Annotated in this window: 14 protein-coding genes; 7 read left to right on the top strand and 7 right to left on the bottom strand. The window is 63.4% G+C overall.

What is annotated here, in order from left to right; translation table 11 throughout:
* The first annotated feature begins 60 nt into the window (after positions 1–60).
* The 3 genes from trmB to GVL04_RS15490 are packed head-to-tail and all read left to right on the top strand — an operon-like array spanning position 61 to position 1,875.
* Positions 61–966, top strand: a complete 906-nt coding sequence (gene trmB, locus GVL04_RS15500) for a tRNA (guanosine(46)-N7)-methyltransferase TrmB (RefSeq protein WP_159706169.1) — start codon at positions 61–63, stop codon at positions 964–966.
* Positions 967–988: 22 nt separating this feature from the next.
* A complete protein-coding gene (locus tag GVL04_RS15495; RefSeq protein ID WP_159706167.1) occupies positions 989–1,381 on the top strand; it encodes a hypothetical protein in 393 nt (130 codons plus the stop codon).
* Complete coding sequence (locus GVL04_RS15490) at positions 1,381–1,875, top strand: type II toxin-antitoxin system RatA family toxin (RefSeq protein ID WP_159706165.1); 495 nt, start codon at positions 1,381–1,383, stop codon at positions 1,873–1,875. Before GVL04_RS15495 ends, GVL04_RS15490 begins: the two co-directional genes overlap by 1 nt.
* 3 nt (positions 1,876–1,878) lie before the next feature.
* Here GVL04_RS15490 and GVL04_RS15485 read toward each other — a convergent pair whose 3' ends face one another.
* Both GVL04_RS15485 and GVL04_RS15480 read right to left on the bottom strand, forming a co-directional pair.
* A complete protein-coding gene (locus tag GVL04_RS15485) occupies positions 1,879–2,553 on the bottom strand; it encodes a zf-HC2 domain-containing protein (protein WP_159706163.1) in 675 nt (224 codons plus the stop codon).
* The gene (locus GVL04_RS15480; RefSeq protein ID WP_159706161.1) at positions 2,550–3,047 is read right to left on the bottom strand and encodes a sigma-70 family RNA polymerase sigma factor; all 498 of its coding nucleotides are present in this window, start codon (positions 3,045–3,047) and stop codon (positions 2,550–2,552) included. The genes GVL04_RS15485 and GVL04_RS15480 overlap by 4 nt, the downstream gene beginning before the upstream one ends.
* A gap of 151 nt (positions 3,048–3,198) precedes the next feature.
* On the opposite strand from GVL04_RS15480, the gene GVL04_RS15475 reads away from it, so the two are divergent.
* The 3 genes from GVL04_RS15475 to GVL04_RS15465 are packed head-to-tail and all read left to right on the top strand — an operon-like array spanning position 3,199 to position 4,608.
* The gene (locus GVL04_RS15475) at positions 3,199–3,711 is read left to right on the top strand and encodes a hypothetical protein (RefSeq protein WP_159706159.1); all 513 of its coding nucleotides are present in this window, start codon (positions 3,199–3,201) and stop codon (positions 3,709–3,711) included.
* Between the two features lie 59 nt (positions 3,712–3,770).
* Positions 3,771–4,364, top strand: a complete 594-nt coding sequence (locus tag GVL04_RS15470) for a DUF5655 domain-containing protein (protein WP_235036315.1) — start codon at positions 3,771–3,773, stop codon at positions 4,362–4,364.
* Between the two features lie 28 nt (positions 4,365–4,392).
* Positions 4,393–4,608, top strand: a complete 216-nt coding sequence (locus GVL04_RS15465; protein ID WP_159706157.1) for a hypothetical protein — start codon at positions 4,393–4,395, stop codon at positions 4,606–4,608.
* A gap of 5 nt (positions 4,609–4,613) precedes the next feature.
* On the opposite strand, the gene GVL04_RS15460 is transcribed toward GVL04_RS15465, so the two are convergent.
* The 4 genes from GVL04_RS15460 to GVL04_RS15445 all read right to left on the bottom strand — a co-directional run bounded on the left by GVL04_RS15460 (position 4,614) and on the right by GVL04_RS15445 (position 8,200).
* Entirely contained in the window at positions 4,614–5,591 is a 978-nt protein-coding gene (locus GVL04_RS15460) for an ATP-binding cassette domain-containing protein (RefSeq protein WP_159706155.1), read from the bottom strand.
* A 1-nt stretch (position 5,592) separates the two neighbouring features.
* The gene (locus GVL04_RS15455) at positions 5,593–6,447 is read right to left on the bottom strand and encodes an ABC transporter permease (RefSeq protein WP_235036314.1); all 855 of its coding nucleotides are present in this window, start codon (positions 6,445–6,447) and stop codon (positions 5,593–5,595) included.
* Entirely contained in the window at positions 6,440–7,234 is a 795-nt protein-coding gene (locus GVL04_RS15450; protein ID WP_159706153.1) for an ABC-2 family transporter protein, read from the bottom strand. The genes GVL04_RS15455 and GVL04_RS15450 overlap by 8 nt, the downstream gene beginning before the upstream one ends.
* Before the next feature lie 117 nt (positions 7,235–7,351).
* Entirely contained in the window at positions 7,352–8,200 is an 849-nt protein-coding gene (locus GVL04_RS15445; protein ID WP_159706151.1) for a hypothetical protein, read from the bottom strand.
* 165 nt (positions 8,201–8,365) lie between these two features.
* On the opposite strand from GVL04_RS15445, the gene GVL04_RS15440 reads away from it, so the two are divergent.
* A complete protein-coding gene (locus tag GVL04_RS15440; RefSeq protein WP_159706149.1) occupies positions 8,366–11,815 on the top strand; it encodes a DEAD/DEAH box helicase in 3,450 nt (1,149 codons plus the stop codon).
* A 24-nt stretch (positions 11,816–11,839) separates the two neighbouring features.
* On the opposite strand, the gene GVL04_RS15435 is transcribed toward GVL04_RS15440, so the two are convergent.
* Positions 11,840–12,580 (bottom strand): alpha/beta fold hydrolase, encoded by a 741-nt coding sequence (locus GVL04_RS15435; RefSeq protein ID WP_159706147.1) that lies wholly within the window; start codon positions 12,578–12,580, stop codon positions 11,840–11,842.
* Between the last annotated feature and the right edge of the window lie 45 nt (positions 12,581–12,625).

The raw sequence follows: 12,625 nt of genomic DNA, 5'->3' as shown, positions 1-12,625 counted from the left end.
AATACCGTCCTTGGAACGTCCAACCGAACGTCCCGCCCCAACCAAAGTATTCTGGAAGCGATGAGTGAAACCCCAGATTCCCCGCGACCAGTCACGCCCGGCAGCCAGGCCTCCTTCGGAACTTACGGTGGCCGCCCGGTCAGCTTCGTGCGCCGCGGAACCCGCCTGCAGGGTCGGAGGCAGGCCGCTTGGGAGGAGCACGCAGAGCGTTGGGCCATCCAGGTCCCACGCCACGTCGCCAACACCTCCGTGCACCCGGACTACACGTTCAACGCCGAGGCTGTCTTTGGACGCAAGGCACCCCTGATCGTGGAGATTGGCTCCGGCCTGGGTGATGCCGTGGTTCACGCCGCGGAGCAGAACCCGGACAAGGACTTCCTCGCAGTAGAGGTCTACACCCCGGGTCTGGCCAACACCATCATCAAGATCAACAGCCGCGGCTTGACCAACGTGCGTGTGGTGGAAGCCAACGCCCCCGAGGTCCTCGAGTCGATGCTCCCGGAGGGTTCGGTCAGCGAGCTTTGGGTGTTCTTCCCGGATCCATGGCACAAGGCCCGTCACCACAAACGCCGGCTGATCCAGCCCGCTTTCGCCTCGGTTGCAGCCAAGGCACTCGAAAAGGGCGGCTACTGGCGCATCGCCACTGACTGGTCCAACTACGCGGTGCACGTGCGCGAAGTGCTGGCGGATTCCACGGAATTCGAGAACATGCACGAAGGCGAGCGCAGCGGCGAGGAAAGCCCGCTGACGCAAGTCTGGCAATCCGGCGTCGAATCCGTAGTCGGCGGCGCGCCGGTCAGGGAAGGCCGCGCGCCCGTCAGCACCGAACACACTGGCCCGAACGAGGGCGTGGATCAGGAAGGCGGATGGGCTCCCCGGTTCGACGGCCGCATCCGGACCAGCTTTGAGAACAAAGCCCACGAGGCCGGACGCATGATCTTCGACCTCACGTACCGCAAGATCTAGCAAACGGACTTTTGGGGGAACCATGAGCTACCAGCCACCGGTCGAGTACTACCAGCAGCCCCAACGGACGGGTAACCGCGGCTTGGGTGCCGGCATCACGAGCATCGTTGCCGCGGTCCTTTCACCCGTTGCGGCAATAGTCAGCATTCCCCTTGGCATCGCAGCCATCGCCTCGGCCATGAGCCGCTACAACCAGGGCAACGACGCGTGGTGGGTCGGTGCGCTGGTGCTGGCGGGGGTCGCGGTGGTGCTCGCCGTCCTTGCCGTGGTCTGTGGGCTGATCGCCGTATTTCGCGCCGGGCGCATGAACGCGGGGCGCATCACTGGCATCATCGGGCTGGCGATTATGGCGGTCAACATCTTTGGCATCGTGTTCATGGTGTTCCTGGTGCTTGGCTCGGGCCAGGGGTTCTGATGCCTCAGGTCCGCGCGGAGCGTTTCATTCGGCTTGACCCTGAGACCGCCTTTGCCCTCTCCCAGACCACAGGCGAATTCCGGCTCAAATGGGACCCATTCATCTCGGCGCAGGGTTTCCTGGACGGAGCCACGTCAGCTGGCAAAGGCGTGCGGACCCGGACTGTTTCACGCATGGGTTTGAAGATGGTCAGCGAGTACGTCTCCTACACACCGCCCAGGAATGTTGGCATGACCATGGTCTCCGGGCCGTGGTTCTTTGAGAACTTCGGCGGTGGCTGGCGGTTCACACCGGACGACGGCGGCACCCGGGCAGTCTGGAAGTACACCTTTTCCTGCCGGCCGGCTTTCCTGAAGCCGTTGGCCGAGCGAATCGGCGGCTGGCTCCTGGGCAGGGAGATCGAGCGGCGCATCGAAGCGTTCGCCCGGGCCTGCGAGAACCCGGCACTGGTGGCAGAACTCAAGGCGCAGGACACCGGCGTCACGGAGCACTAACCCCTACGGCACCGAAATCGACGCGACCGTCTTCTCTGCCTCGTCGCGAAGCTCAACGCCGGCAATCCCCGCCAATTGCACCGGAGTGGCGCCGGTGATCTTGATCCGGCCACTGGCCGTAGCTGTCCAACCGCAGGTCCGTTCTTCGGCGCCATCCCGGCCTTTCACCCAAAGGTAGAGAGTGCCCTCCAGCGGCATGGACCGACCCTCAACCTCCAGCTCGGTGCCCCAGTTCTTCTTCACCATGCCAACCGTCAGCTGCAAACCACTATCGGACTGCACTGAGTAGCTCGCGTCCGGTTTCGGAGGCTGGTTCAGCAGCGGCCCGGCAAGGAAACCAACAGCCAGGCAAGCGGCGGCAACGGCACCAACCAGAGCCGCCCACCGCCGTCGTGATTTCCGCCTGCGGACCGACAGGTCCACCAGAACCTTCTCGGGAAGTGGTTCGGGTGCAGGTTCCATCGGCGCGAGTTCGTTGGTCCGGCCGGTGATAGTGAGAGCTACGGCGTCGGCAGCGGGAACGGCGTCGAGCAATGCAGGCAGGCTTTCGAGTTCCTCAAGTTCGCGTCGGCACTCTGCGCATGTGGCGAGGTGGTCCTCAAACGTACGAGCTTCGTCAGGCTCGAGCCCACCGAGCAAGTAGGCGCCCAATAGTTGGTGGACGGAGTTGCCGTTCATCGTTCCACCCCCATTTCATCAAGGATTGTTCGGAGGGCTTTCACAGCATAGAAAGCCCGGGATTTCACGGTTCCCGACGGGATGTTCAGCTGCAGTGCTGCCTCGCTGACGGTGAACCGTTGGTAGTGAAGGGCCACCAGGACCTGACGGTGCTCGTGACTGAGCCGGAGCAGGGCTTCTTCCATGAGCACCCGGTTCAGGAGTTCGTCGACGCGTTCGGTGGCCGCATGGTCCGGTAGGTCCTGCTCACCGGATTCGGCAGGCCGACGCTGCGCCTTCCGGTAGTTGTCGATGATGACGTTGCGCGCCGTCCGGAAGAGGTAGCTGCGCAGGCTTCCCGTGATCTGCGGTGCGTGCTGCCACACCTTGAGGATGGTTTCCTGCACGACGTCCTCGGCCTGGTGGGCGTCGGAGGTGCAGCTGAGAACGAAGCGTTTCAGGGCCGTGCCGTGCTCACGGTAGATCGCTGCCACCACGTCCTCGTCCAACGGCATAGCCACCTCCCTCGCACTCTTTCCGCTGCCCCTTCGCCTATACGACGACGCCCGCTCGGAAAAGGTTCAGCTCCATGAACCATTCTTCCCCCAGCGGCGTCGTAGGGGTTAGCGCCGGCCCATCCCGGCCGGCTCGTCAAAGGAGCTGGACATGAAGAAACCACTTAGCTTTGGATTCGCAGCATTGGTCCTGACTGCCGCATTGGCGGGATGCGGCGGAAGCCCGGGAACCACCACCACGTCCACTCCTCCTCCCGCCGCTGCCTCCTCTGCGGCACCTACCTCCAGCGCCCCGGCCACCACCGCGGCCGCACGGGCCGAAATGATGGTTGCGTCCTCCAGCGCAGGCCAAATCGTGGTGGACAGCAAAGGCATGAGCCTTTATTTCTTCACCAAGGACGTCAAGGACTCGGGAACCAGCGCGTGCACGGAAGCCTGCCTGGCAGCATGGCCGATTTTCACCACGACGTCGGAGGGCCCCACTGTTGACGGTGTCACCGGAACGGTGGGAACAATCGCTTCGCCGGACGGCAACAAGCACGTGACGCTCAACGGCATGCCCCTGTACTACTACGCCAAGGACAAGGCGCCCGGCGACGTCACCGGCCAGGGCGTGGGCGGCGTCTGGTATCTGGTCAGCCCCACCGGAGAAATGATCAAGTAGGTTCGCACCCGCCCGGGATCGCCGGAGAACGTCAGGCGATCCCGGGCTACCATCGGGTCATGGGCGAGACTTCCGACTTCAAGGCCGCGGCCAAGACATGGCAGACCATGGTGGACGGCAACCAGGCGTTGCTTCTCCGGAAATCAGGCCATGATGTGCAGTGGTGGGCTGGGCAGGGCCGCACCCAAGGTTTGACGAACGACGCCGAACTCCGCGACTGGATGCGCGACGAACACGGCATTACCGGATACGCGCAGTACGCGGTCTCGTGGGAGATGTTTGGCTATCCGGAATTCATGCTCCGCGACGCAGACGAGCTCCTCGACGGCCAATACGCCCACCACCCCCAGCTGCGCCCGATTGCGGACGCCTTGCTGGCGTGGTCTGCGGAGACCTACGGAGTGGAGATCCAGATGCGCAAGGGGTATGTCTCGCTCCACAGCCCCCGGCGAAAGTTCGCCCAAGTCACCCGCACCAACAACACCACAGTGGACGTCGCCCTGCGTCTGGACGCCCCCGCCGAGGGCAGGCTCGAAGCTGTGAAGGTGCGAGAAGGAGACTTCTTCGACCGCCGTGTACGTTTGAAATCAATGGACGACGTCGACGACGAGATGCTGGAGTACCTCGCCACGGCGTTGGATCAGAACAGCTAGACTGCAAGCCACTCACTGGGGAGAGAACATGGCAGAACAGAAAAACACGAAGAATCCGCCGAACATGGGCTTTCTGGTCCTGCAGGAAGTTGCGTGGCTTTTGGGGGTCACCGCCATGCTTTTCCATACAGCCGATCGTGGCTTCGACTGGATCTGGCTCGGCTTGCTGACAGCGTGGCAGGTAACCATCATCTGGGGCTGGGTTAAGCTTCGGCGCGCCTTGCGCCCCCAGCCAAGCAGATAAGGCCCCTAGAGCCGTGTACTCCCATAGAGCTGCCGCACCAGGTGCTCGATGTCCGGCTCGTGCAGGGATAGATCGGCAACCTCGGCCGTGCTGGAGATAGCGGCAAGCACGGTGGCCGCCGACAGCCTGCGGGGATCGAAGGAAACGCTGTGCCGGACTCCCTCCGCCTCGATGCCCTGATGCACTGCGCCATCAGGCAGCGTCAACAGATCAGCCGAATGCACGGGGGCGGCGAGGTCAACCACCATGGTGCGCACGGCTCCGGCCACCTCAGCCAAACCGGTGAGCGGACCGTCGTAGGCGATGACGCCGTCGTCGACGACCAAGACGCGTTGGCACAAACGTTGGATGTCGCTCATGTCGTGGGTGGTCAGCAGCAGCGTGGTGCCGTTCTCGCGGCGCTCGGCGTCCAGGAACTGGCGAAGTTTCTCCTTACTGATCATGTCCAAGCCAATGGTCGGCTCGTCCAGGATCACCAGCTCCGGGCGATGCAGCAGGGCAGCCGCCACCTCGCCGCGCATCCGCTGGCCCAAGGAGAGCTGCCGGACAGGCGTGGAAAGGAACTCTCCCAAATCCATCTGATCGGCAAGTTCGCGGAACCTGGGCTTCCAGTCGGCCTCTGACATACGATGCATGGCCCCTAGGATCGGGTATGAGTCCTGCAGCGGCAGGTCCCACCAAAGCTGCGAGCGCTGCCCGAACACGACGCCGATCTTCCGGGCCAACGCTTTGCGCTGCGGCACCGGGTTGAACCCGCAGACGGTCACACGCCCCGAACTTGGTACCAGGACGCCTGTCAGCATCTTGATGGTGGTGGACTTGCCCGCACCGTTGGCTCCTATGTAGCCGACGGCTTCCCCCGGCTCCACAGTAAAGTCGATGCCACGGACCGCATGAACGGTCTTCCTGCGCCGCCGGAACCGACCGGCAGATTCCATGACCTGGAACTCCCGGCTTAGATTTTCCACTTCGATGATGGGCATGTCAGCCTCCTGCGCCGGTGTACTTTTTGATGGCCGCCCGCCAGAGGAGCAGCATGAGTCCGCTGAGGACGACGGCGGCCGGCAGCCCGAGCCAGCCCGTCCAGGCCGGGATCCCAGCGGGGCCGTCGAGGTCGAGGATGACCAGGCTGGGCGCGTATGCCACGAGCGTCGCCGGGATGACAAAGGTGAAAAAGACCTGGACGGGGAAGAACAGTGCCGCCCCGGGCATCGAGGCCACGTATCGCCCTCCGTAAGTGAACGCGTTGGCGAATTGCCGGCCGTCGAGGATCCAGAACTGCATGGCTCCGGCGCCGAGGAAGAGGGCACAGAAAATCGCAGCTCCCGCGAGCGGCGTGATGGTGGCCAGCAGGATTTTCGCGGGGTCCCATTGGATGTCGGCGAGGAGCAGCGCCACCACCAGGGCTGCCGCGCCGAACAATAATCGACCCACCCGCCGCAACTGGAAGTCGGACGTTGCGAGCTGAAGCAAAACAGGGAGGGGCCTGACCAGCAGCACCTCCAGCTTCCCTGACCGGATGGTCTCGGACATGGAGTCGGTCTCCCCCATCAGCAGGTCGCCGAGGGCGAAGGCAACGGACGCGAGCCCAAACACCACCAGCGTCTGGGCCAGGGTCATACCCCCGAACGTGGAGACGTTGTGGACGATCGCGTAAAGCTCCACGAACTCGGTCAACCCCAAGAGGACCTGGCCTGCGACGTCGGAGAGGAAGCTGCCCCGGTATGCGAGTTGTGAGCGTAGCCGGGCAGAGATGAGCAGTTTGAGGAGAACCAGGTTGGTGACCGGCGCGTGGGGATCGCGGCCTGCACCAGAACGGATTGCGCGGGGACTAGCCACCCTGCACCACCAACCGCCGCGAACCGAAGCGGAGCATCACCTGCACGATGACCACCAGCACGGCCAGCCACACGAGTTGCACGCCAACCAACGCAAGGCTCTCGCCGCCGTCGGTCCTTCCCGCGAGGATGTCCACCGGGGTCTGAAGCATCGATGGGAATGGCGTCGCCCGGGCGAACTCGAGCAGCCACCCCGGGAACCACGTCACCGGGACCAGGAACCCGGACAACAGGTTCATCACCACCATGTACAGCATCCAGAATCCCCGGATTTCGAGCACCCAGAACGCCAGGAGGTTGATGGCGAAGAAGCCCAGGAAGTTCAGGGATACGGCAGCCAGGATGGACACGAATCCCAACAGATAAGGCCCGGGAGTGCCCGGCATCGCCAGCCCGGTGACCAAGGCCCCAATGACGAGCGGCGGTACTCCGCGCGGAAGGACGTCGAAGGCTGCGCGGCCCAGGTCTTGCGCCCAATAGGACGCCGTCAGGTTCACAGACCGGGAAAGGTCGACGGCGATGTCCCCCGACTTCACGCGACCGGCCAGCTCAGCGTTGCCGAAGAGTCCCAACGGTGCCAGGAGCGCCTGGCCAAGCCACACATACGTGGCTGCCTCCGTTGCCGAGTATCCCCCGATGGCACCGCCCGCCGTCGTAATGGCGCTCAGCAGCAGCGATGCCCGGATGAGTCCGAAGATCGAGTTGGTAAAAGCACCGGCAACGGCGGCTGTTCGGTACGTTGAATGGCGGCGGAAGGATGACTTGGCCAGTTCCCAATACGCACGCACCGGTCGAGTCTACTCACGCGCGGCAGCCAAATCGCCGGAAACGCGTCGAGACCGCCGGAACGCTGCAGCGATTCCGCAGCGTTCCGGCGGTCTCGACCGAACAGCCGAATGCGCGGCCTACGCGTCGGCGAATTCCTCGGACTCTTCGAACTCCACGGCAGCGATGATTTCCTTGGTCTCCGGGGTGATCATGAAGGCCTCGTCGTCGTCCTCGATCATGAGGTAGTCGCCGTGGTCCGTGGAGAAGTGCCAGGCGAGGGTCTTGACGCCATCGTGCTCGTAGTTGGGATCGCCCATGGTGATCTTTTCCAGGGCGTAGCCCGCGACGTCGCACAGTTCGCGGATGATGACCTCGAACTCGGGAGCGTTGGCGAGGGCTTCTTCCTCAGCCTCAGCCTGGCGCTCGGCGAGGTCCGGGATCAGGGCGACGCGCTCGGCGATGTGCGCTTCAATCCCCTCATCGTCCAAGACCAGCAGCGCCGCCTGGTCGCGGAGGAACACACCATTGAGCTCGATGATGTCCTCCTCTTCCAGCAGCGCCTCAAACTCGCCGTCGAGCTCGTCCAAGGTGATAACAGCGGCAGGCGGCGTCTCGGACTCGTCCAGCTCGCCGTCGAGGTAGGCCTCGGCGTCGTCTTCAGTCAGCGCATCAAACGCGGCGGCTGTGCGGTTGAAGAGGTCCAGGTGCCTCGTGGCACCCATGCCTTCGAGGCCTGCACGGACGTAGGCGTCAACTTCTTCACGCTCCGGTGCGGTGAAGACGTACTGGGCGAACCCGCCGGACAGTGCCTGCGTCAGGTAGAAGTCCACAAAGAAACTGTTGAGCGCAGCGGGTGCGATTTCGTCACTGTTGAGGAGCTCCTGGTACATCTGGTTCACGACGTTGACGTTGGAATCCACAACATCCGCATTGCCGGCTTCGAAGCTGGTCTTGTTCAGGACGACGGGGTACTCGTTGGTAGTCATGGGAAATCCTCACTGCTGAAAGCTGTTGGTGCTCCGGACACTTTCAACGTACGCGTGGGAGCGGCGCGGCAATCGAGGATGAGGTTAACGGAGGGCGAAGTTTGGGAGCCGTTTTCTGCTGACTAAGATTGAACAGATAACCTCCTGCCGAAAGTAGCCCTACGCATGCCGTCCCACACAGACGAAAACTGGGAACTGGCCATTCAGACTCCTGCCATCACGGACCGCTCGCTCGCGGCCGGATTGGCCTATGCCATGGGCAGCCGCGTGAACGGGATCTCTTTCGACGCCGCTACGGGCCTCCTGATGGGCAAAGTCCGCGGCACCGGCCCACAGCCGTATTCGACGTCGGCGAAACTGGTCCGCAAGCCCAGCGGCTGGAGCTGCACCGTGGGTATCTGTAGCTGCCCGGTCCGCAAGGATTGCAAGCACGTAGCCGCACTGCTCTTCACAGCCGAAGACCACCCCACCATTCGTGCCCAGCTCCTGTCACAGGCACCCGGCATCCAGACATCGCGGGTTGGCTCAGGCCAGCAGGGTGGTTCGGCACGTCCCGCCTGGGAACAAGCACTCAACAGGCTCATCGCCAAGCCCGGCACAGCTCCCAGCGCTGCGGGCATCCAGCTGGCGCTCCAGTTCGAAGTGGAAGAGCCCGCGGCCCACTTCTCCTACACAGGCCGCCGTGATCCCATGCGAAGCGTCCGCCAGCTCAAGGCCCGTCCGGTCATGATGGGCGCCAAGGGCAAGTGGATCCGCGGCGACGTCTCCTGGAACAACCTCAGTTACGTCAGCTTCCGGCGCGAATTCAACGAGGTCCACGTCGAATGGCTTCAGACCTTCCTCGCCGCGCACGGTTCCAGCAACGGACGGCAGCAACCTTCCGGCGCCATGTGGCTGAGCCTGAACGACTTCGCGGCCAAGAATCTTTGGACCCTCCTTTCCGATGCCACCAAAGCGGGCATTCCGCTCATTCACTCGGCTGGTAGCGAACCTGTCCGCGTTGAGTCGCAGGCCGCCGTCGTCGGCCTGAGTTTGGCGCGCCTGGACGCGAACGGAACCGAAAGTACAACGCCCGACGGCGGCCTGCAGCTTGCGCCGTCGGTGACCGTGGGCGGGGAGACGGTTGATGCCGGAACCGTGGGCTTCCTGGGGAAGCCGGCCAACGGGATATTCTTCACTCATTCCGGCGAAATCCTGCCCGGTGTGCCGCAGCTAAAGAACCTGATTACGCTCGCACCGATCGAGGGTGGCGTCACCGACGAGCTGCTCGAGTTCGTCATGGATGGCCAAACGCTTCAGATTCCGGCCGAGGACGAAAGCCGGTTCCTGACCTCGTTCTACCCCAAGCTTCGGCAGTCCACGCCGGTGCAGGCCGCGGACGAATCCGTGGAGCTGCCCACCCTGGCTGTCCCCACGCTCTCCCTTCTGGCCAACTACGGCAATGACCACAAAGTCCGGCTGCACTGGGAGTGGCACTACAAGTCCGGCACGCTGGTCACGGCTCAACCCCTCTGGCGGCACCCCGATGACCGTGGCTACCGCGACGATCCTGAGGAAGCCCGGATCCTGGAGTCGCTCGGCCGGCCGTGGGACGTTGTTTCGGCGCTGGCCGAGTCGGCCACAGGCGGTTGGGGTGCGCCGCGCCTCGCTGCATCGGTGGAACTGGGCGGTTTGGATACTCTTGCGTTCACCGAAGAGGTCCTCCCCGCGCTGAGGGAACTGCCCGATGTCGTGGTGGAGACCTCAGGTGACATTGCTGATTACCGTGAGGCCGCTGAGGCTCCCGTGGTGTCCATTTCCACGAAGGAAACGGCCAGTGGCGACTGGTTCGACCTCGGCATCGTGATCACCCTCGAAGGCGAACCCGTCTCCTTCGCCGCTGTTTTCTCTGCCCTTGCAGCCGGGATGAGCCGTATGCTGCTGCCCAGCGGCGCGTACTTCTCGCTGGACCTCCCGGAGCTGCACCAGCTGCGCGCACTGATCGACGAAGCCCGGTCCCTGCAGGACAACCCGGACAACAAGGACGGCACCCTGCAGATCAGCCGCTTCCAGGCCGGGCTCTGGGACGAGCTCGCCCAGCTGGGCATCGTGGACGAACAAGCGGCCGCGTGGCGTGAGGCTGTGGGCGGATTGCTCGACGACGGCGTGACCGGGCTACCGCTGCCGGCCGGCCTTAACGCTGAGCTGCGTCCGTATCAGTTGGAGGGTTTCAACTGGCTGAGCTTCCTGTACAAGCACAGCCTCGGCGGGGTGTTGGCCGACGACATGGGCCTGGGTAAGACCGTGCAGGCCATTGCGCTGATTTGTGCGGCGAAGGACTTGGCCGCGGAAACCGCTGCTGCCGCCCAGGGTGACTCTGTGGAAGTAACTCCACGCGCTCCCTTCCTGGTGGTTGCCCCTACGAGTGTCGTGAGCAACTGGGCGCTGGAAGCGCAGCGGTTCGCTCCCGGGCTCGTAGTGCGGACCGTCGGTGAAACTTTCGCTAAGAGTGGCCAGTCCCCTGTCGAAGCGTTGGCGGGCGCCGACGTCGTTATTACTTCTTATGCCCTGTTCCGCATTGACTACGATGCCTACGCGTCGTTCCACTGGGCTGGACTGATGCTGGACGAGGCGCAGTTCGTGAAGAACCACCAGTCCAAGGCCTACCAGTGCGCACGCAAACTGCCGGCCCGTTTCAAGCTCGCCATCACGGGCACGCCGCTGGAAAACAACCTCATGGAGTTCTGGTCGCTGACCTCCATCGTGGCGCCCGGGCTGTTCCCGAGCCCCAAGCGGTTCGCCGAGAATTACCAAAAGCCGGTCGAAAAAAACGGCGACTCGGCGCAACTGGGCAAGCTCCGCCGTCGTGTCCGTCCGCTCATGATGCGCCGCACCAAAGAGCAGGTCATCAAGGACCTGCCGCCCAAGCAGGAACAGATCCTGGAAGTCGTCCTCAACCCGCGGCACCAGAAGGTTTACCAGACGCACCTGCAGCGCGAGCGGCAAAAGATCCTGGGTCTGATCGATGACGTGAACAAGAACCGCTTCACGATTTTCCAGTCGTTGACGTTGCTGCGGCAGCTGAGCCTGGACGCGTCACTGGTGGATTCTTCATTGTCCGGCGTGCGCTCCTCGAAGCTCGATGTGTTGTTCGAGCAGCTGGAGGACGTCATCTCCGAGGGTCACCGGACGCTGATCTTCAGCCAGTTCACAGGGTTCCTTGGGAAGGTCCGCGAGCGCCTGGACGAAGAGGGCGTGGAGTATTGCTACCTCGATGGCAGCACCAGGAACCGAGGCGACGTGGTGAGCGAGTTCAAGAACGGTGCCGCTCCGGTGTTCCTGATCTCGCTGAAGGCCGGTGGCTTCGGGCTCAACCTGACCGAGGCCGACTACGTGTTCCTGCTGGATCCTTGGTGGAACCCTGCGTCGGAGGCCCAGGCTGTGGACCGCACGCACCGCATTGGGCAGGCCAGGAACGTTATGGTCTACCGGCTGGTTGCCAAGGACACCATCGAGGAGAAGGTCATGGCGCTGAAGGCCAAGAAGTCGCAGCTGTTCGCGGACGTCATGGAAGGCGACGCGTTGGCCGGCGGCTCGTTGACGGCGGACGACCTGGCGGCGCTGTTCGCGGAGTGACCTCCCCAAACAGCGCGCACTGGTTCAGTCGACTCGTGTGGAAGCTGACTGAATGATCTTGGCAAGGTCGCGGGGGCGGCTCCACATGGGCCAGTGCCCTGTGGGGAGGTCAATCACGTCGAGATTTTCGATGTTCGCGACTTCAGCAAACATCGGATGGCCTGCGTGCGCCAACTCCAGCACCTGCGCGCCAGGGATCGAGCAGCACACCAAGGTGGTCCGGACCTGGCGACGGGCATCGTTCATGAGCTCGACGGGCTGACGAAGCACGGGGCCAGGCTCGGGGACGGCCCGGGCACGAAAACGCTCGAGGACTTCTGTGCTCAGGCCTTCGAGACTTGCCTGCTGCGCGAGGACCTCGAAGGACGGCAGCGGAAGCTCCCCCAGACCTTCCGGGAGATCCGGGGCGAAGACGCTCCCTGGTGCAAGAGGGCCGGAATCGACCCACACCACCAGATGAACAAGCTGAGGGTGTCGGTCAAGGACAAGGCTGACAGGGGCGTTAGCCCCACTGTGAGCCACGATAGTAGCGGGCCGATCTTCGGTAACCCCAAGTCGAGCAAAGATGTCCAGGACCGATGCAGCTTGATCGTCGAGGGTCTTCGTATCCCGCTCTGGATCGTCCCCATCGAGACCAGGGAGCGTCACCGCAACTGCACGGGAGTGGTCAGTTTCCAGGTGTTCAAGGACTTCATCCCACGCCCAAGCGCCCAGCCAGTGGCCGGCGATGAGGATGATGTCCGGACTGCTTGCAGTAGTTGTCATGTCATTACCCTCGCAGGCGCTATGGACAAGGGTGTGTCACTATTT

Source organism: Arthrobacter sp. 18067 (assembly GCF_902706295.1).
GTDB lineage: Bacteria > Actinomycetota > Actinomycetes > Actinomycetales > Micrococcaceae > Arthrobacter.
This window is presented reverse-complemented; position numbering and strand designations above follow the sequence as displayed.

What these genes read in the sequence shown, in the direction of transcription:
- trmB (WP_159706169.1), top strand. Translation starts at nt 61, where the DNA reads ATGAGTGAAACCCCAGATTCCCCGCGACCAGTCACGCCCGGCAGCCAG.
- GVL04_RS15495 (WP_159706167.1), top strand. Translation starts at nt 989, where the DNA reads ATGAGCTACCAGCCACCGGTCGAGTACTACCAGCAGCCCCAACGGACG.
- GVL04_RS15490 (WP_159706165.1), top strand. Translation starts at nt 1,381, where the DNA reads ATGCCTCAGGTCCGCGCGGAGCGTTTCATTCGGCTTGACCCTGAGACC.
- GVL04_RS15485 (WP_159706163.1), bottom strand. Translation starts at nt 2,553, where the DNA reads ATGAACGGCAACTCCGTCCACCAACTATTGGGCGCCTACTTGCTCGGT.
- GVL04_RS15480 (WP_159706161.1), bottom strand. Translation starts at nt 3,047, where the DNA reads ATGCCGTTGGACGAGGACGTGGTGGCAGCGATCTACCGTGAGCACGGC.
- GVL04_RS15475 (WP_159706159.1), top strand. Translation starts at nt 3,199, where the DNA reads ATGAAGAAACCACTTAGCTTTGGATTCGCAGCATTGGTCCTGACTGCC.
- GVL04_RS15470 (WP_235036315.1), top strand. Translation starts at nt 3,771, where the DNA reads ATGGGCGAGACTTCCGACTTCAAGGCCGCGGCCAAGACATGGCAGACC.
- GVL04_RS15465 (WP_159706157.1), top strand. Translation starts at nt 4,393, where the DNA reads ATGGCAGAACAGAAAAACACGAAGAATCCGCCGAACATGGGCTTTCTG.
- GVL04_RS15460 (WP_159706155.1), bottom strand. Translation starts at nt 5,591, where the DNA reads ATGCCCATCATCGAAGTGGAAAATCTAAGCCGGGAGTTCCAGGTCATG.
- GVL04_RS15445 (WP_159706151.1), bottom strand. Translation starts at nt 8,200, where the DNA reads ATGACTACCAACGAGTACCCCGTCGTCCTGAACAAGACCAGCTTCGAA.
- GVL04_RS15440 (WP_159706149.1), top strand. Translation starts at nt 8,366, where the DNA reads ATGCCGTCCCACACAGACGAAAACTGGGAACTGGCCATTCAGACTCCT.
- GVL04_RS15435 (WP_159706147.1), bottom strand. Translation starts at nt 12,580, where the DNA reads ATGACAACTACTGCAAGCAGTCCGGACATCATCCTCATCGCCGGCCAC.